Raw genomic sequence first — 16,561 nt, forward strand, 5'->3', positions numbered from 1 at the left:
ACAGTGCACTGGGCTATCGCCCGCCAGCACCTGAAACCATCATCCCAATGGATTACAGGCCGACGATGCACTAACAATCAATTTGGACCAGTCAGATGAGGCTGCTCAGCATTGCCCTGATGAACTTCAACGACTTCGAGCAATTCCGATGTGTCTTCGACGCTCAAAAGGCCCGCCATACGGGATTTCATCAGTCTGTAACCGGGCACCAAGTTTGCAATTATGTTATCTAGTTTTACTGAGAATTTGCCGGATTGCATGGTTGAGATACGGCCAACGACGTAACAAACGGACAGCACCAAGATCCAAGCCAATACGCTTGCCATAGCGATTCCGAACAAATCGTCTGCCGGGAACAATTCAGCAAGAGGTGATGCAACCAACAAGGCCAAGTTTAAAACTTCCTGACCGACAAGTAGGAGTATACCGAATGGAACTAGGAAAAAGATCCCGCCCAAGATTGTAGTCTTTATTGTTCCAATCATAATGGAATTGCCTTCTTCCGTTTAAAGTCAAAAGGGAACTAAAGAAGAACCCTCCTGTTGCCTGTATAAACCTACACCGTTTGTTGGGTAAAAACGGCATCGATCACCAAAAACAGCCCTGAACCAGAAAGCAGTGTCGGCGGAACGAAGCTTGAGTACTTCGCTGCAATACCATTTGTCAGCTTTAGTATGGGCATATAGGATGGAGTAAAGGCAGCGAATCCAAGCGGCATGACAAAAAAGGTACGCAGTCATGTCGGTCATCTCACTGGTTGGGTCTACCCCACGAATAAAATAATGCTGATGCCTCGCGTCAATTATATCTTTTACAAACAATTGTTTAGCGTTGTCATGCAACCATCCGACAACGACAGATTGACCCGAATATCAGGGATGTGATTTCTACGAGAATGGGCTTTGGTCGGCCCTTTACTCGCTGGTAAGTCGAACGCCCGGGGTGGTTCCCGGGCGTTTGCACGTCAATCTTCCTGCTGAAACTGCGTCCCTGTGAGGGCTTCAAAAAAACACCCCGCACAGAGGCGGGGTGTAGTCACTCACGTAGGGTCCCCAATGGGGTTAGGGACTTAAGATAATACGTCTGTTGTGTTGGAAAGGATCACATCAACATAAATCCTGCGATAAGTTGGTCTTCGGAAAGCTATTTTGGCACCAAATAACAAGCGGTTGACCTATTTTCGCATGACCATTTCCTCCAACCCACTATTTCTGGCCTTGATGCTGCTGATTTGTTGGTGGGTTGAGTTTGTTCACGAGGGGGTACGCGGCAGCATCAGGGGGCGCACACTGCCGACTTCCCCCGAAACTCGGTGGTGTGTCGCCCCCATCCCGCGTGTCAATCTTCCTACTGAAATCGGTGGCTGTTATTTTGGGGTGCGGTCGCGACGAGTGGTTCCCAACGCCAAGCGCGCGGCTAGCGGAGGTCCCCGGTTTCTTTTCCTCAAGTCGACTGGGGGCCTCAAACCCACCTCTCCCCGTCCCCTCCCCGTCTGGAATCCAGCATCACACGCCAGAAACCCCGTAGAGACGGGGCCTCAAGCATGTCGCCCAAGGCCCCTGTTAATCGAAAAGGGATTAATCGCCCATCACGCCACCGTCACGGAGGCGTTGCATCAGGCGGACGGGTCGGAATTTCCCAGCAATTGGACGCCGTTGATCTTCCACTCGCTTTCAAGCTGGATCATTTGATAGTCAAGGATATGGGCACGCCCATCCCCATCGACGATCATCACCTTCTGCCACAAAGCTCCGGCAACTTCGCGCAGCTCCAGAAACCTTACTTCGGAAGGTCGCCAGACCATCGGATAGCCATTTCGCACCATTGCCCCGAAATTCTCGGGCGTGCGAAATATGTTCTGGATATTCGGGCTGGCAAAGGTAAAGGCGGTGACGAAATCATCCGCTTTGAACGCCTGTATCTGGGCTGCGATATTGGCCTCGATCTCGGCATCCTGAGCGGCACCGCTCGTGACCAGCCCGACACTGAAGGCTACGGCAAGAATAATACGGCGCATAGGGCCACCTCCTGATCCAAGGGTAGCCCCATGAGGTATCAGGTCAAATCAGACCAGTTCTCCGGCCAATGCCTTGTCGATCAAGGCAATCGTTTCTGGCACGCCATACAGCGCAATAAATCCACCAAAACGCGGCCCTTGAGACGCACCCAAGAGCACTTCGTACAGGGCGGTGAACCATCCCCGCAGCGGATCGAACCGATCGCGTCCGATGGCATAGACCACGGATTGCAGCGCCTCATCCTCAATCGGACCGTCATAGTCTGCAAGCGCGGCTTTGAGCGCTTCCAACGCCTCGCGCTCTTGATCCGTAGGTGCGCGATGTTGGCGGGTTGGTTTGACGAAATCGTTGAAGTAACGCACCGCAAAGCCTGCCGCCTGATCAAGGTCGGGATGCGTTTCGGCCGTGGCCTCAGGCGCATACCGGCGGATAAAGCCCCACAACGCCTCTTTGTCCTCGGCACCGGAAACCGACGCAAGGTTCAACAGCATTGCAAAGGGCACCATCAGCGTTGATTCCGGAACGCCGCCACCGTGGATATGCCAAACGGGGTTGTTCAACTGCGCCTTCAGCTCTTGCCCCGGATAGGCACGCAACTGCTGGTGATACTCATCCACTGCTTTGGGGATGACATCAAAATACAGACGCTTGGCCGTCTTGGGCTTTTGGTACATGAAATACGAAAGGCTCTCGGGCGCGGCGTAGGTCAGCCACTCCTCCATCGACAGACCATTGCCTTTCGATTTCGAGATTTTCTGCCCCTGCTCATCATTGAACAACTCATAGCTCAGCGACTCGGGCGGCTGCTTGCCCAGCGCCCGGCAGATTTTCGACGATTGCGTGACCGAGTCGATCAGGTCCTTGCCCGACATCTCATAGTCCACGCCCAGCGCGGCCCAGCGCATCGCCCAATCCGGCTTCCACTGCATCTTGACGTTGCCGCCCGTGACCGGGATTTCGACCTTTTCGCCGTCGGGTTCCTGATAAACGATCGTCCCCTTGGCCACGTCGCGTTCCAGCGTTGGAACCTGCAACACGTGGCCGGTTTTCGGGCTAATCGGCAGGAAGCAGGAATAGGTCTCGCGCCGCTCTGCCCCCAGGGTCGGCAGCATGATTTCCTGAATTTTCTCGAACCGGTCCAAGGCGGTCAGCAGCATCTCATCAAACTTGCCGCTGGTATAGTAATCGGTGGCCGAGGCGAATTCATACTGAAACCCGAAGCTATCCAGAAAATCGCACAGCATCGCGTTGTTGTGCTGTGCAAACCCTTCATGCGTGCCAAACGGATCGCGCACTTTGGTCAGTGGCAGATGCAGATCTTCCTTCAACGCGTCCTGCATCGGTACGTTGGTCGGCACTTTGCGAAACCCGTCCATATCGTCCGAGAAACAAATCAGCTTGGTTGGGATATCGCTGATCTGCTCAAAAGCGTGACGTACCATAGACGTCCGGGCAACCTCGCCAAATGTCCCGATATGTGGCAGGCCCGACGGACCGTATCCTGTCTGAAACAGCACATACCCCTTTTCAGGAGCACCCTTCTGATAGCGTTTGAGTACCCGGCGCGCCTCTTCAAAAGGCCAGGCCTTGGACGACATCGCGGTTTCACGCAGTTCAGACATTATTCGACAAGCTCCATCGGGAAAAACAGTGCCGGTCGCCATATGCAACCGACCGGCCCCTCCTATTGTGCCGGTGCAGCATGAGTCAATAAAGCCTGGGGTTTTTCCTGACTGGAAAGCTTAGAAACGCAGAATCACGAGGTCAATTGATCCAGTTTGGCCGCCCAGATGAAATCATTCTCGCTGAGGCCGCCAATTTCGTGTGTCGTCAATTTGACATCCACATAACCCCAGCCAAAAGCGATATCCGGGTGGTGACCCTGTTGATCGGCAAGCCACGCGCAAAGATTGGCCAAATACGTCGCCTTGGCAAACCCTTTGAACGTGTAATGACGGCTCAGCGCCTTTGCCTCCGCGTCCAGTTTCCAGTCAGAGGCAAGTTCGGCCACATGCGTCTTGGCCTCATCAGCGGTCAAAGGAGGGATTCCGCCGGAACAGGGCACACAGGTTCGGTCCGACAGGCTGCAGGTCTCTCCAGTTAGGGTCATGTTCAGTTCACTCCGCCGCAGTTGCTTTTTCCGGAAACTTGTTCGGCAGCAGCCCAAGGGTCTGCGCCCGTCGTACATCCGCCAACAGATCTCGGTCGGCGGCCTCAAACAGGTCTTCGGGCGAGTTTAGCACGAAATAGCCCAATTGATGCATGTCGATCCGATAAGGTGTGCGCAAGATCGTAAGAACGTCGAACGGATCCCGGTCAGGAATGTCACTTTCGACGGCGTAGACCAATTCAGTGGGAGAGGATGCAAGCCCCGACCCCAGCGCCTTTATCTCTCCGTCCTGCCGACGCAACCCGAACTCGATCGTGAACCAGTAAAGGCGGATCAGCCACGAATAATCGCGATCTTCAGCCGCAACGCCCGCTTCCCCGATCGCCTGACTAAAGGTCGCAAACCTGGGATCACTGAGCAACGGTGTATGACCGAAGATTTCATGGAAGATGTCTGGTTCTTCAATATAGTCGAAATCTTCGCGCGACCGGATGAACGATGCAGCGGGGAACACCCGATCTGCCAACATTCCAAAGAAGGTTTTGAACCCGATCAAAGCCGGAACCGGCTGAACCCGCCAACCCGTCAGATCCAACAAGCGGTCAGAGATGTCCTTGCACGACGGGACAGATGTCTTTGGCAAATCCAACCGCTCCAGCCCTTCAAGGTATTCGCGCGCCATGTACCGACGAATATTGCCTTGCTGCGCGGCATAGAGATCAGCCCAAACAGCATCCTCCTCGGCGGTATAGGCAATATTGCCCTGCGCATCTGCGACCTTGGCAACGTAGTTTGTCGATTTGGGCATAGCGACTCCTCCTGAAGAAAAGTTTATACCTTTGCGGCGACAAAATTAGTTTTGATAGGGTCGCGTTTTGCCCTATTTTGAATGAAACATTCCGAGAATGATCAAAATATGACCCAAATTCTTCAATCCGCCGATATTGCCATTCTCAAAGAACTCCAATCGGACGGACGCCTGTCCATGCAAGACCTGGCTGATCGCACCGGTTTGTCCGCGTCACAATGCTGGCGCCGGGTTCGTGATCTTGAAGCCGTCGGGATTATTTCCGGCTATGCAGCTCAGGTGAAAGCCAAATCTGTCGGATTGAACGCGATTGCCTATGTCCATGTTGCGCTGCGCGATCATCAGGAAGACAGCATCGCCTCTTTCCTGCGCCTCATTGAAACCGAACCGCAGATTGTCGAATGCGCCTCGATCACGGGGGATCATGATTTCATCCTGAAGGTCTATGCGAAAACGCCAGAGGAGCTTGAACATTTCATCATGCAGCGTTTGCTGAAGTCCGGCTTGGTCCGTGACACACGCAGTAATTTTGTGCTGAGACAGACCAAAACTCGCGGACCACTGCCTATTCTATGAGTGCCGACGGCAAAACTCATTGAACCTCAACTCGACCCCTCCTATCGTGCCCGCTCAGAACAGCTTAACCAGGACGACAGCATGACCGACCAAGTTCCTCACCCGATGTCCCCTCAGGATTGCCTTGTTGCGATCATGGTCGCGGTCTCGGCGTCGGATGAAACCATCCGCACAGCCGAACTGGTCAAGATCGAAGGCGCGGTGAATATGCTGCCGGTCTTTGCCGAATACGACATCGGCCGGACACGGCGAGTTTCGCAAACCGTGTTTGACCTGTTTGAACAAGAAGACGGGCTGGATGCGCTTTTCGGTCTCATCCGGGACAACTTGCCCGAACGCCTGCACGAAACGGCCTATGCGCTGGCCTGCGACGTCGCCGCCGCAGATGGATCTCTTGCTGAAACCGAGCTGCGTTTGCTGGAAGAAATCCGGTATGAGTTGAACATTGACAGGCTGCACGCCGCCGCAATCGAACGTGGCGCACGGGCACGTCATACCACCTGATTTTAACTGCCGTTCAGGGTTCCCCACCGCTCGATCAAGGCGCGCTGCAACCTACGAGAACGGCTGTTCCAACTGCGCGCTCCTTGCGGACGCTCGCGCTGAGCCCGGGGAATCGTGGCCCGGTGATCAACATCGGCCGTGAAAATGGCAAACGCCAACTCGGACCCGTCCGGCGTTGTGATGAACCCGCCTAAGCCAGACACAAAATTCAACGTCCCGGTTTTGGCATCCACCTTGATCGGGTGATCCTTGACTAGGCGCCCCTGACTGTCCGCCAAAGTGAATTTTTTCAACAAGGGCCGAAGAGCACCGGCTTTCTGCGCTGCGATCAGCGCCTTGACCAAATCTTCCGGAGCGACGCGGGACGCGTCACCAAGGCCAGAATGATCGACCATGGCAATCCCGTTCACACCATATGTCTCGGCCGCCCATCGATTCATCTCTGCCGCTGAGTCCGGTAAGGTCCGAAGGTCCGCCCCGCGCGCTTTCGAAGCCGCCATCCCAACCATCTCGGCCGTCAAGTTGGTCGAGTATTTCAACATCCCGCGAAGAATACTGTCGAGCGGGTCGCTCAGATGCACAACCAGATCCAAACCCTGAGGCAGCTCGCGCGTCACCTGCACGCGGTCCAGAACAATCCCGTTTGACCGGGCGAGTGTTCTAAAGACATCACCCGCGTATAGCGCGGGCTTGCGCACAGGTAACCAACGCGCGCCCCCATTGCCCAATGCGGCCTTGGCGACAGTCCAACGATCCTGCCGCGCGCTTGGCTCATAAGTGTAGATCGGAGTTTTACGCCCCTCGACCCTCATAGTCGCCATATCGACCGCTGGATTATACCGCGCGCTTCGTGCGTCCATCGCAATGTCGTAGTCCGTCCCCTCGCGCTTCCATTCAAAATGTACACGGTTGAAATTAAGGGATATTCCACTAATGGCCGGGCTATAGCCCAAGTGATCCGGCTGACCGGGATCAATGCTGAACACGTAAGGCAAGGCTCCGTCATACACCTTGAACGCGCCACGCACTTCGATGACACCCGCCTCGCGCAGATTGGCCGCCATCGTCGCCAGCGCATCCGTGTCCAGCAGCGGATCACCACCGCCAACAAGAACCAGATCGCCTTTCAGGACACCGTTTTCGATCGGCCCGTCCGCGACCAGTTTTGTTTCGAACCGATAGTTGGGGCCCAAAACATCCAACGCGTAAAGGGCCGTCAACGCTTTGCCCACGCTGGCCGGGGGCAAACCCAGATTGCCACCAACGGCTTCCAACTCGGCCCCGGTTTCCACATCAGCAACGGCAAAGGCGACTTCACCTTTCAGACCCGCCGCTTTGATCAGGCGCTCGGCCCCGTTTGGTTGCGCACCACGAAGCTGCGGCCTCAGCGATACCTCCGGCGGATTACCGAAGGCCGCAACGGGGACAAAGGCGGCGCCAAGCCCTCCTAGAAATTTACGACGTGAAAAACGATCAGCCATGGGTCAATTAAAATCCCAGAGATCACAGGCGCACAACCGGTCATGGATCATTATGCGCCCTCTGGGGCTATTCGGGCAACACCCCATTGGCCCACCCCCCCTGAGTACGCAGATCGGTCGAACTGACGTCGACCATCGGTACATTTACGAAACACCAGGCCGGGGCCTCGGCCCGCCCAAGCAAATGCCGCGCCTGCCCGTCGATCCGGTACTTGGAATAAAGCCGAGCCGCGGGCGACATTCGTGCAGATATCCGGTCACCCGGACGCGCAACAACGCCAACCGGCACACTATCCATGATCAACCGCCAGTCTTTCCACCGATGGAACTGAGCCAGGTTATCTGCCCCCATCAGCCAGACGAACCGGACCTGAGGATAAAGCTTTTGCAATTCTGCCAGAGTATCTGCCGTCGCCCGCGTACCGGTGAGGGCCTCGATTTCCGTCACAGTAACGCGGGGGTGTTGCATAACTTCGCCCGCAGCCGCAAGCCGCCGCTCCAAGGGTGCGGGCCCTTGTTCCTTCAACGGATTTCCCGGCGTCACCAGCCACCAGACCTGATCCAGCCCAAAGGCTTTCATCGCCTCAAGCGTCACATGCACGTGCCCCTTATGTGGTGGATCAAATGACCCACCAAACAGCCCAACGACCTGCCCGGGCCGTGCAAATGGAATATCGTGTCGAAACATCTCTTGCTGTTGTTTAGAACTGTAGCGGCTTGTCAATCAACAGGTTTCACCGCGTCGCCCAGCTTGACGCGCCCGGGCCGGACCACTTCGGCACACCAACCGCCATGTCCGCGCACGGCAGAATAACCGCCCTTGCCCAGCGCCTCCTCCATCCGGCTGCATGGCGCGCAGATGACGGTCAGACGCAAAATGGCCTCGCCCACCTGCACCTCACGCCCCTTGAGCGCGGCCAGATTGATCCCCGAAACCACCAGATTGCGTCGCAGGATTTCCGGGGAAACCGGCCCCTGCCCCAGATAAGACCCAATCGCGGCCAGATGCTCCTGCTGGATCAGCGTCACCGCCCGCTTGCCTGCGCGGGCGCGATCACCTGAAAGCCCTTCGGCAGATATAAGGACGTCTTTTGTCTGAATCATTTCTGCACGGCGATCCGGACGCAATCCGATCCATTCGATCTGGCCAGCAGCCGCCCAACCCGCAATTAATTCGGCCAGTTTCGTCAAATTCATCCCCCGTTGGCTTCTGCTCATCTACCTGGCCGCGGTTCCAAATGAAATTCACAATATCACCAGCTTGCCCCGCCCGCATTGCTTGGATATCTAGCGGTCTAACCTGATTTCCCCGACCCAGAGGACGCGACATGGCCGCCTATCAATATGTCTACCACATGCAGGGTGTCTCCAAGACCTATCCCGGTGGCAAGAAGTGCTTTGAAAACATCCACCTGAGCTTTCTGCCCGGCGTGAAAATCGGTGTCGTCGGCGTCAACGGCGCGGGTAAATCGACGCTGATGAAGATCATGGCTGGCCTCGATACCGACTTCACTGGTGAGGCTTGGGCGGCTGAGGGCGCCAAGGTCGGCTATCTGCCGCAGGAACCACAGCTGGATGAATCGCTCTCGGTGCGTGAAAACGTCATGCTGGGCGTGGCCGCGAAAAAGGCCAAGGTTGATCGCTTTAACGAAATCGCCATGGAGATCGCCGAGAACTACTCGGACGAGCTGATGGAGGAAATGACCACCCTTCAGGACGCGATTGATGCGGAAAACCTCTGGGATCTCGACAGCCAGATCGACGTCTCGATGGAGGCCTTGCGCTGCCCGCCGGACGACGCCAACATCACCAACCTCTCGGGTGGTGAGAAACGCCGCGTCGCACTCTGCAAGCTGCTGCTGGAAGCGCCCGACATGCTGCTCTTGGACGAACCGACCAACCATTTGGACGCCGAGACAATCGCCTGGCTGCAACAGCACCTGATCGACTACAAGGGCACGATCCTGATCGTAACCCACGACCGTTACTTCCTGGATGACATCACCGGCTGGATCCTCGAACTCGACCGCGGCCGCGGTATCCCCTACGAGGGCAACTATTCTGCATGGCTGGAACAAAAGGCCAAACGGCTGGAGCAGGAAGCCCGCGAGGACAAGTCCAAGCAGAAGACCTTGCAGCGCGAGTTGGAATGGATGCGTCAGGGTCAGAAGGCGCGTCAGGCCAAGTCCAAGGCCCGGATCAACGCCTATAACGAGCTGGCAGAACAGTCCGAACGCGAAAAGCTGACCCGCGCCCAGATCGTCATCCCCAACGGCCAGCGCCTTGGCGGTAAAGTGATCGAGGTCGAAGGTCTGTCGAAACACATGGGCGACAAGCAACTGATCGAAGGGCTGGACTTCGCCCTGCCCCCCGGCGGCATTGTCGGCGTCATCGGCCCCAACGGTGCTGGTAAATCGACGCTGTTTAAGATGCTCACCGGTCAGGAACAGCCCGATAGCGGCACCATCACGCTGGGTGATACGGTCGAGCTGTCCTATGTCGACCAGTCCCGCGATGACCTCAAGGACAACGACACCGTGTGGGAGGCGATCACCGGCGGGGCCGAGATCATCCAGTTGGGCGACGCGCAGGTCAATTCCCGCGCCTATTGCTCATCCTTCAACTTCAAGGGCGGCGACCAGCAAAAGAAAGTCTCATTGCTGTCAGGTGGTGAGCGCAACCGCGTCCACATGGCGCGCTTGTTGAAAGAGGGCGGCAACGTCCTGCTGCTCGACGAACCCACCAACGACCTCGACGTCGAAACCCTGCGCGCGCTGGAAGACGCGCTGGTCGATTTCGCCGGCTGCGCTGTTGTGATTTCGCACGACCGCTTCTTCCTCGACCGGATTTGCACCCATATTCTGGCGTTCGAGGGCGACGCGCATGTGGAGTGGTTCGAGGGCAACTTCGAGGATTACGAAGAGGACAAAAAACGGAGGCTCGGACCGGACGCGCTGGCGCCTAAGCGCTTGAAACATAAGAAGTTTGCTCGGTGAAGACGTGAGGTAAGGTGATGGGCAGCTGTAAATATGTACTTTACGTTTTCGCAGTGGGTTTCGCCCTTTCACTTACTTCTGTCCCTGTTGAAGCCGATTCTAACACTGCTGCAGCGCAGGAAAAATATGTCCTCTACTTATCGAGGGATGACATGACACCAACGTAGAACGAAGTTCTTGCCGAATGCATGATCGAAAGGCTCTCGACTATGGGCAAGAAAATTCTGCTATTGGCAAATTCGGAACGCGATGCAGAGATCGCTATGCTCGCTGCAGGGCATAATCCTGTTCATGATGATTGCCTTGCAAAAGCTACGGCTGAGACACCGTAGAATGGGCGCTCGCACCCATCACTTCTCAACACTCCAATATACAACCACATAAATTGATGGGTGAAATCACCCATCCTACGGCTCTCCGAACTTGCCATCGGTGACCACACCACTCCACTCCGGATCAACCCGACCTGCACGGATGTCCCGGTGAAGGGATGTGAACGGCCAATCGGTCGGATGCTTCACCAATCCATGCTTGACCGGATTACCCCAACAATACCCCATGTGATTGCGGTAATCTTGCTCATCCCGGATACAATGTTCCCAGAACCTGCGCTGCCAAATCGCGGCCTCACGTTTGCTGCGCCGTAGGCCGGGCTTCAGCCCGGCATATTTGCCTGACGTTACAACCGGCAGTTCCGTCGGCAATGGTGCCGGGCTGAAGCCCGGCCTACTGTTGGCCCTGTTCACGCGCATGGTAAACCGTGCCTTGATTGCTCCCCATCGTGTGGAATAATCAGTATCCCCCGGCGGCAAGGTCCAAATCGCGTGAATATGATCCGGCAGGACAACAAAAGCATCGCACCAGAATGGTCTCTCCTGTTGCGTCGCAGCGAATGACGCACGCAACTGTGCCACTTCACGGATCAGCAGATCAGATGACCTGTCGGCCAGCGAAACGGTAAAGAAATACTTCGCTCCGGGGATGCGAACGCGGAGGTAATTGCTCATGCGGCTATCTTGCCGCATTTATGGCTACCAGACCGTTAACACAACTCCGCCCTTGCCACACGCCCACCCCAATGCCATATCCATGGGGCACACGTTTTTCTATTTCGACCTACTGTCTCCTTCTACGGCGCTCAGTCATTCGATCCAGACTACGACGCCAGGCTGCCGCAACCACGTGGGCAGCACCAATGAGGAGACAACGGATATGCCAGCAGGCACCGTAAAATGGTTCAACACCACCAAAGGCTACGGCTTCATCGCACCCGAAGATGGCGGCAAAGACATCTTTGTTCACATCTCGGCCGTCGAGCGTTCGGGCCTGACCGGTCTGGCCGACAACCAGAAAGTCACGTACGAGCTGCGCTCGGGTCGTGACGGCCGCGAAAGCGCCGACAATATCGAACTGGCGTAAGCCGTTCCAAGGGCAGGGATAATCGCCTGCCCTTTTTCTTTTTTGACCGGCGGCAACACAGGAATACTGTGTCCGCAGGAATACATCACATTTCGGTTACTCTGCCCCGGTGATTGACCGGATCGGATATCATTCAACATTATCGTTATGATTTCCGTGTTGTTTTGAAGAGAACCACCATGTTCACACGTCGCACTTTTGTTACCGCAGCCGCCGCCACCTGTTTGATACCCGGAATGGCCACGGCAAAGAAAAAAGCTGTCGAATACGATCCCACGCCGCAATATGTGCGGATCAAGAAAGAGTTTCTGCCGGGCCAGTTGTTGGTCGTTCCGCGCTTATTCTACCTCTACTTCGTGACCGAACCGCGCAAGGCCATTCGCTATGGCTGTGGCGTCGGCAAGGCCGGGCTGGAATTCACCGGCACCGCCACTATCGACGTCAAGAAAGAATGGCCCACCTGGAGGCCAACCGAAGAGATGATAGAGCGGGAACCAAGGACATATGCCCGTTTCAAGGACAATGACTATGTCCAACCGGGCGGTGGCGACAATCCACTGGGTGCCCGCGCCCTTTATCTGTTCCAGAACGGTATCGACACGTATTTCCGCATTCATGGCACGACGCAGCCGCAAACGATTGGAACAGCGGCCTCGAACGGGTGCATCAGAATGATGAACGCACATGTCATCGACCTGTACGAGCGCGTGCCAATCGGTACAGTTGTTACCGTGGTCTGATCAGTCGCTGATCTGGTTCACCAAATCCAGGACACTGGGGCCAATCGCCTCGACTATCAGGGAAACACCCTTGGCGTTCGGATGGATGCCATCCGGCTGGAGGTAAGCGCGGGCGGCATTCGGATCGCCCTCTGCCACCAATCCCGCAAAAAAGTCAGGTGCGTATCCGGTTTGAAACTGCGCGGCCAGATCGGGATAGATTGCGTCAAATTCCGACTTATACTCAGCTCCGTAATTTCCCGGTGCCTGCATGCCCACCAACAAAACCTCTACACTGGCCGCGTCAGCGGCTTTCAAGATCGTTTCGAGGTTGGAGCGCGACACCACCGGGTTGATCCCCCGCAACACGTCATTCCCGCCCAATGCGACGATTATTCCGTCCACCTCGGGCGTCAGGGTCCAGCCAACGCGCGATGCCCCACCAGCGGTGGTATCTCCGGACACTCCGGCGTTCATCAGCCGCACGTCGGCCCCATTTTCCAGAAGCCAGCTTGAAAGCTGTGGAACAAACCCATCCTGTTCCGGCAAACCGTACCCTTGGGTCAGCGAGTCGCCCAAAGCGGCGATCACAACAGTCTCGGCTGTGACCGCAAAGCCGCAGCACGCAAACGCGCCCGACATCAAAGCCTTGCGCAAAATCCCAACCGCTCCATATCCCAATTGACCGCCTCCGCTTGGATTGACCTATGACATCACCAATTCTTTCGCTTCAAAATGCTGCTTTGTCGCTGGATGGCAATGCCGGTCGGGTGGATATTCTGCACGACATCAACTTATCGGTAAACAAGGGCGAAACGCTGGGTCTGGTTGGGCCGTCCGGGTCGGGCAAGTCGTCGTTGCTGATGCTGATGGGCGGGTTGGAGCAGGCAACAGGCGGCAGGATTACTGCGCTGGATCGCGATCTGACCGACATGGACGAAGACGCAATGGCCCGTTTCAGACGCAGCGCGATGGGGGTTGTTTTCCAAAACTTTCATCTCATCCCCTCGATGACAGCCGTGGAAAACGTCGCCACACCGTTGGAACTGGCCGGACATCGCGATGCCTTCGCGCGCGCCGAAACGGAGCTTGAGGCCGTCGGACTGGGGCATCGTCGCGATCACTATCCGGCGCAACTATCGGGGGGTGAGCAACAGCGCGTCGCCCTTGCACGCGCCGTCGCGCCGCGCCCTCAGATATTGCTGGCCGACGAACCCACCGGGAATCTGGACGAAGCCAACGGCACCGCCATTGTCGACCTGCTGTTCGACCTCAGGGATCGACATGGCGCTACCCTCATACTGGTCACACATAGCCACAGTCTGGCCCAAAAATGTGACCGGGTGGTCCGGTTGCGTGACGGGCGCATAACCGAAGACACGCAGCAAGAGGCCGCAGAATGAGCCTGCGCCTTGCCGCGCGTTTGGCGCGTCGCGAACTGCGCGGTGGGCTGCGGGGATTTCAGGTGTTCCTCGCTTGTCTTGCGCTTGGGGTCGCGGCAATCGCCGCGGTTGGGTCCGTTCGCCACGCCATCCAGACCGGATTGTCCGAAGAAGGCGCGGCCCTTCTGGGCGGAGACGCGCAGTTGGAATTCACCTATCGCTTTGCAAGTGACGATGAACGCGCCTGGATGCAGCAGACGGCACAAGCCTTGTCCGAGGTCGTAGATTTTCGCTCGATGGCCGTTGTCCATTTGAACGGCGAAACACAACGCGCCCTGACCCAGGTGAAATCAGTTGATGACGCCTATCCCCTCTTGGGGTCGCCTGTGTTGGAACCCGAGATGACGCTCTCGGTCGCGTTGGACGGACAGGGGGTGCTGCCTGGCGCGGTCATGGATCCGCTGCTGATTGACCGGCTGGGTTTGGCAATAGGTGACCGGGTTACGCTTGGAACTCAGGACTTTGTATTGATGGCAGCCCTACTGCATGAGCCGGACGGGGCCGCAGACGGGTTCGGGTTGGGACCGCGAACGATGGTCCGCACAAAGGACCTTCAAGCGTCTGGTCTGCTTGCGCCGGGAACGCTGTTTTCAACAAAATACCGACTGGACCTGCCGCAAGACACTGATCTCGGAACGCTATCTTCAAACGCGCGGACGTTTTTTGATGGAACGGGCATGCGCTGGACCGATGCCCGAAACGGCGCGCCCGGAATTTCCGAGTTTGTCGCCAGACTAAGCGCCTTTCTGGTTTTGGTCGGGTTGTCCGGCCTGGCAGTAGGAGGCATCGGCGTCTCTGCTGCAGTGCGCGCTTATCTCGCCGGGAAAACGGAAACCATCGCAACCCTGCGGACGTTGGGCGCAGACAAGGCAACCATCTTCCAAACCTATATGATCCAGATCGGATTCTTGTCCGGCATAGGCATCGTGTTGGGCCTGATATTGGGCGGTGTTGCGCCTCTGGTCTTGGCACCTCTGATCGAAGCCCGCCTGCCTGTACCGGCAGTGTTTTCACTCTATCCAAAGCCCTTGGCAGAGGCCGCGCTTTACGGGCTTCTCACTGCCTTTTTGTTCACACTTTGGCCACTGGCCCGGACAGAAGACGTCCGCGCCGCGACCTTGTTTCGCGATGCCCTGACCTCGGCAAAGGTTCTGCCCCGCACCGTCTATGTGATTGCCACAGGCATTGGTCTTGCGCTGCTGATTTCGGCAGCAGCGTGGTTCAGCGGGTCTGCGCGCCTGACGCTTTGGACCAGCGGAGGGTTGATCGCCGCGCTGCTCCTCTTGTCACTTTCTGCGCTGGGTATCCGCAGGCTTTCACGCCTCGCCGCAAGACCGGCCCGCGGTCGCCCCGCGCTCCGCTGGGCGCTGGCGGCTATTTCCAACCCCCGCGAAGGCGCAGCTTCGGTCGTGTTGTGCTTGGGATTGGGCCTTTCGGTACTGGCGGCGGTCGGACAAATAGACGGGACATTGCGCAATGCAATCTCAGGAAACCTGCCCGATGTGGCACCCTCCTACTTTTTCGTCGATATCCAGAAAGACCAGATGCCCGGTTTTTCGGATCGTCTGGCAAAGGATCCAGCCGTCAGCCGGGTAGAGAGCGCACCGATGCTGCGGGGCATCATCACCCAGATCAACGGACGCCCGGCGCGGGACGTTGCTGGCGATCATTGGGTTCTGGACGGTGATCGCGGCGTGACCTATTCGGCGCGCGCCCCTAAGAATTCACGGATCACCGCAGGCCAATGGTGGCCCGAAGATTACGCGGGCAGCCCCCAAGTCAGCTTTGCGGCCGAAGAAGCCGAGGAAATGGGCCTCAAACTCGGCGATGAATTAACGGTCAACATTCTGGGGCGTGATATTACGGCCGAACTGACATCATTGCGTGAAGTAGATTTCTCGACCGCAGGAATGGGTTTCGTCATGTCCATGAACCCGGCAGCCCTGGCCGGTGCGCCGCACAGTTTCATCGCCACCGTCTATGCCGAAGAACAGGCCGAAGCCGCCATTCTGCGCGACCTGGCCGGGCAATTTCCAAATATCACCGCAATCCGCGTACGTGACGCGATCGACCGCGTGTCTGGTCTGTTGGCAGGTCTGGCGGCGGCGACGTCCTACGGGGCTGGCGTTTCGCTTCTGACAGGCTTTCTGGTTCTGATCGGCGCCGCCGCCGCAGGCGAACCCGCCCGCAGGTACGAGGCCGCAATCCTTAAGACACTGGGCGCCGACAGACGCCGCATTCTGCTAAGCTTTGCCCTCCGCGCAGTGCTTTTGGGGGCCGCGGCAGGGTCTGTCGCATTGCTGGCCGGAATTCTGGGCGGATGGGCCGTGGCCACATTCATCTTTGACACGGATTTTGCCGTCATTTGGCCTTCGGCCATCGGCATCGTGCTGGCCGGTATTTTTGTGACTTTGGGCGCGGGCCTTGTCTTTGCCCTGCGCCCTCTTGCGGTGCGCCCGGCCCGCATCCTACGGGCCAGCGATTGAAT

At 57.1% G+C, this 16,561-nt stretch carries 17 protein-coding genes; 7 read left to right on the forward strand and 10 right to left on the reverse strand.

Annotated features, from left to right (window positions below; translation table 11 throughout):
- Nucleotides 1–77: 77 nt before the first annotated feature.
- The 5 genes from ACR0MS_RS19660 to phhA all read right to left on the reverse strand — a co-directional run bounded on the left by ACR0MS_RS19660 (nucleotide 78) and on the right by phhA (nucleotide 4,936).
- Entirely contained in the window at nucleotides 78–485 is a 408-nt protein-coding gene (locus ACR0MS_RS19660) for a hypothetical protein (protein ID WP_480686343.1), read from the reverse strand.
- 1,130 nt (nucleotides 486–1,615) lie between these two features.
- Nucleotides 1,616–2,017 (reverse strand): DUF4864 domain-containing protein, encoded by a 402-nt coding sequence (locus tag ACR0MS_RS19665; RefSeq protein WP_480577900.1) that lies wholly within the window; start codon nucleotides 2,015–2,017, stop codon nucleotides 1,616–1,618.
- 48 nt (nucleotides 2,018–2,065) lie between these two features.
- On the reverse strand, nucleotides 2,066–3,640 hold the full coding sequence (locus tag ACR0MS_RS19670) for a lysine--tRNA ligase (protein WP_480577897.1): 1,575 nt from the start codon (nucleotides 3,638–3,640) through the stop codon (nucleotides 2,066–2,068).
- Between the two features lie 134 nt (nucleotides 3,641–3,774).
- Nucleotides 3,775–4,128: a 4a-hydroxytetrahydrobiopterin dehydratase gene (locus tag ACR0MS_RS19675; protein WP_480577894.1), complete on the reverse strand. Its 354-nt coding sequence runs from the start codon at nucleotides 4,126–4,128 to the stop codon at nucleotides 3,775–3,777.
- Nucleotides 4,129–4,135: 7 nt separating this feature from the next.
- The gene (phhA, locus tag ACR0MS_RS19680; RefSeq protein ID WP_480577891.1) at nucleotides 4,136–4,936 is read right to left on the reverse strand and encodes a phenylalanine 4-monooxygenase; all 801 of its coding nucleotides are present in this window, start codon (nucleotides 4,934–4,936) and stop codon (nucleotides 4,136–4,138) included.
- A gap of 108 nt (nucleotides 4,937–5,044) precedes the next feature.
- On the opposite strand from phhA, the gene ACR0MS_RS19685 reads away from it, so the two are divergent.
- Nucleotides 5,045–5,512, forward strand: coding sequence for an Lrp/AsnC family transcriptional regulator (locus ACR0MS_RS19685; RefSeq protein WP_480577888.1), 468 nt, complete (start codon nucleotides 5,045–5,047; stop codon nucleotides 5,510–5,512).
- Between the two features lie 81 nt (nucleotides 5,513–5,593).
- Nucleotides 5,594–6,016 carry a tellurite resistance TerB family protein gene (locus tag ACR0MS_RS19690; protein ID WP_480577885.1) on the forward strand — a complete coding sequence of 141 codons (423 nt, stop codon included), beginning with the start codon at nucleotides 5,594–5,596 and terminating at the stop codon, nucleotides 6,014–6,016.
- A gap of 2 nt (nucleotides 6,017–6,018) precedes the next feature.
- On the opposite strand, the gene dacB is transcribed toward ACR0MS_RS19690, so the two are convergent.
- The 3 genes from dacB to ACR0MS_RS19705 form a co-directional block, all read right to left on the reverse strand.
- Complete coding sequence (dacB, locus tag ACR0MS_RS19695) at nucleotides 6,019–7,497, reverse strand: D-alanyl-D-alanine carboxypeptidase/D-alanyl-D-alanine endopeptidase (RefSeq protein WP_480577882.1); 1,479 nt, start codon at nucleotides 7,495–7,497, stop codon at nucleotides 6,019–6,021.
- Between the two features lie 67 nt (nucleotides 7,498–7,564).
- Nucleotides 7,565–8,185, reverse strand: a complete 621-nt coding sequence (locus tag ACR0MS_RS19700) for a nicotinate-nucleotide adenylyltransferase (protein ID WP_480577879.1) — start codon at nucleotides 8,183–8,185, stop codon at nucleotides 7,565–7,567.
- A 32-nt stretch (nucleotides 8,186–8,217) separates the two neighbouring features.
- Nucleotides 8,218–8,715: an MOSC domain-containing protein gene (locus ACR0MS_RS19705; protein ID WP_480577876.1), complete on the reverse strand. Its 498-nt coding sequence runs from the start codon at nucleotides 8,713–8,715 to the stop codon at nucleotides 8,218–8,220.
- Nucleotides 8,716–8,825: 110 nt separating this feature from the next.
- Here ACR0MS_RS19705 and ettA point away from each other — a divergent pair, with 110 nt between their 5' ends.
- Nucleotides 8,826–10,493 carry an energy-dependent translational throttle protein EttA gene (gene ettA / locus ACR0MS_RS19710; protein ID WP_480577873.1) on the forward strand — a complete coding sequence of 556 codons (1,668 nt, stop codon included), beginning with the start codon at nucleotides 8,826–8,828 and terminating at the stop codon, nucleotides 10,491–10,493.
- Between the two features lie 407 nt (nucleotides 10,494–10,900).
- Here the strand turns inward: ettA and ACR0MS_RS19715 are convergent, their stop codons facing one another.
- Complete coding sequence (locus ACR0MS_RS19715) at nucleotides 10,901–11,500, reverse strand: REP-associated tyrosine transposase (RefSeq protein ID WP_480577870.1); 600 nt, start codon at nucleotides 11,498–11,500, stop codon at nucleotides 10,901–10,903.
- Nucleotides 11,501–11,705: 205 nt separating this feature from the next.
- Between ACR0MS_RS19715 and ACR0MS_RS19720 the strand changes: the two genes are divergently transcribed.
- Both ACR0MS_RS19720 and ACR0MS_RS19725 read left to right on the forward strand, forming a co-directional pair.
- Nucleotides 11,706–11,912, forward strand: coding sequence for a cold-shock protein (locus ACR0MS_RS19720; RefSeq protein WP_170378838.1), 207 nt, complete (start codon nucleotides 11,706–11,708; stop codon nucleotides 11,910–11,912).
- A gap of 179 nt (nucleotides 11,913–12,091) precedes the next feature.
- Nucleotides 12,092–12,652 carry a L,D-transpeptidase gene (locus ACR0MS_RS19725; RefSeq protein ID WP_480577867.1) on the forward strand — a complete coding sequence of 187 codons (561 nt, stop codon included), beginning with the start codon at nucleotides 12,092–12,094 and terminating at the stop codon, nucleotides 12,650–12,652.
- Here the strand turns inward: ACR0MS_RS19725 and ACR0MS_RS19730 are convergent, their stop codons facing one another.
- Entirely contained in the window at nucleotides 12,653–13,273 is a 621-nt protein-coding gene (locus ACR0MS_RS19730) for an arylesterase (RefSeq protein WP_480577907.1), read from the reverse strand. It abuts the gene before it with no gap.
- A 65-nt stretch (nucleotides 13,274–13,338) separates the two neighbouring features.
- Between ACR0MS_RS19730 and ACR0MS_RS19735 the strand changes: the two genes are divergently transcribed.
- Complete coding sequence (locus ACR0MS_RS19735; protein ID WP_480577864.1) at nucleotides 13,339–14,034, forward strand: ABC transporter ATP-binding protein; 696 nt, start codon at nucleotides 13,339–13,341, stop codon at nucleotides 14,032–14,034.
- Nucleotides 14,031–16,559 (forward strand): ABC transporter permease, encoded by a 2,529-nt coding sequence (locus ACR0MS_RS19740; protein ID WP_480577861.1) that lies wholly within the window; start codon nucleotides 14,031–14,033, stop codon nucleotides 16,557–16,559. The genes ACR0MS_RS19735 and ACR0MS_RS19740 overlap by 4 nt, the downstream gene beginning before the upstream one ends.
- The last annotated feature ends 2 nt before the right edge of the window (nucleotides 16,560–16,561 follow it).

This window comes from Ruegeria sp. CJ2, assembly GCF_056536745.1.

Bases quoted from the DNA above. Each gene is read 5' to 3' on its own strand.
- ACR0MS_RS19660 (WP_480686343.1), bottom strand. From the start codon at position 485: ATGATTGGAACAATAAAGACTACAATCTTGGGCGGGATCTTTTTCCTA.
- ACR0MS_RS19665 (WP_480577900.1), bottom strand. From the start codon at position 2,017: ATGCGCCGTATTATTCTTGCCGTAGCCTTCAGTGTCGGGCTGGTCACG.
- ACR0MS_RS19670 (WP_480577897.1), bottom strand. From the start codon at position 3,640: ATGTCTGAACTGCGTGAAACCGCGATGTCGTCCAAGGCCTGGCCTTTT.
- ACR0MS_RS19675 (WP_480577894.1), bottom strand. From the start codon at position 4,128: ATGACCCTAACTGGAGAGACCTGCAGCCTGTCGGACCGAACCTGTGTG.
- phhA (WP_480577891.1), bottom strand. From the start codon at position 4,936: ATGCCCAAATCGACAAACTACGTTGCCAAGGTCGCAGATGCGCAGGGC.
- ACR0MS_RS19685 (WP_480577888.1), top strand. From the start codon at position 5,045: ATGACCCAAATTCTTCAATCCGCCGATATTGCCATTCTCAAAGAACTC.
- ACR0MS_RS19690 (WP_480577885.1), top strand. From the start codon at position 5,594: ATGACCGACCAAGTTCCTCACCCGATGTCCCCTCAGGATTGCCTTGTT.
- dacB (WP_480577882.1), bottom strand. From the start codon at position 7,497: ATGGCTGATCGTTTTTCACGTCGTAAATTTCTAGGAGGGCTTGGCGCC.
- ACR0MS_RS19700 (WP_480577879.1), bottom strand. From the start codon at position 8,185: ATGTTTCGACACGATATTCCATTTGCACGGCCCGGGCAGGTCGTTGGG.
- ACR0MS_RS19705 (WP_480577876.1), bottom strand. From the start codon at position 8,715: ATGAGCAGAAGCCAACGGGGGATGAATTTGACGAAACTGGCCGAATTA.
- ettA (WP_480577873.1), top strand. From the start codon at position 8,826: ATGGCCGCCTATCAATATGTCTACCACATGCAGGGTGTCTCCAAGACC.
- ACR0MS_RS19715 (WP_480577870.1), bottom strand. From the start codon at position 11,500: ATGAGCAATTACCTCCGCGTTCGCATCCCCGGAGCGAAGTATTTCTTT.
- ACR0MS_RS19720 (WP_170378838.1), top strand. From the start codon at position 11,706: ATGCCAGCAGGCACCGTAAAATGGTTCAACACCACCAAAGGCTACGGC.
- ACR0MS_RS19725 (WP_480577867.1), top strand. From the start codon at position 12,092: ATGTTCACACGTCGCACTTTTGTTACCGCAGCCGCCGCCACCTGTTTG.
- ACR0MS_RS19730 (WP_480577907.1), bottom strand. From the start codon at position 13,273: ATGTCGGGCGCGTTTGCGTGCTGCGGCTTTGCGGTCACAGCCGAGACT.
- ACR0MS_RS19735 (WP_480577864.1), top strand. From the start codon at position 13,339: ATGACATCACCAATTCTTTCGCTTCAAAATGCTGCTTTGTCGCTGGAT.
- ACR0MS_RS19740 (WP_480577861.1), top strand. From the start codon at position 14,031: ATGAGCCTGCGCCTTGCCGCGCGTTTGGCGCGTCGCGAACTGCGCGGT.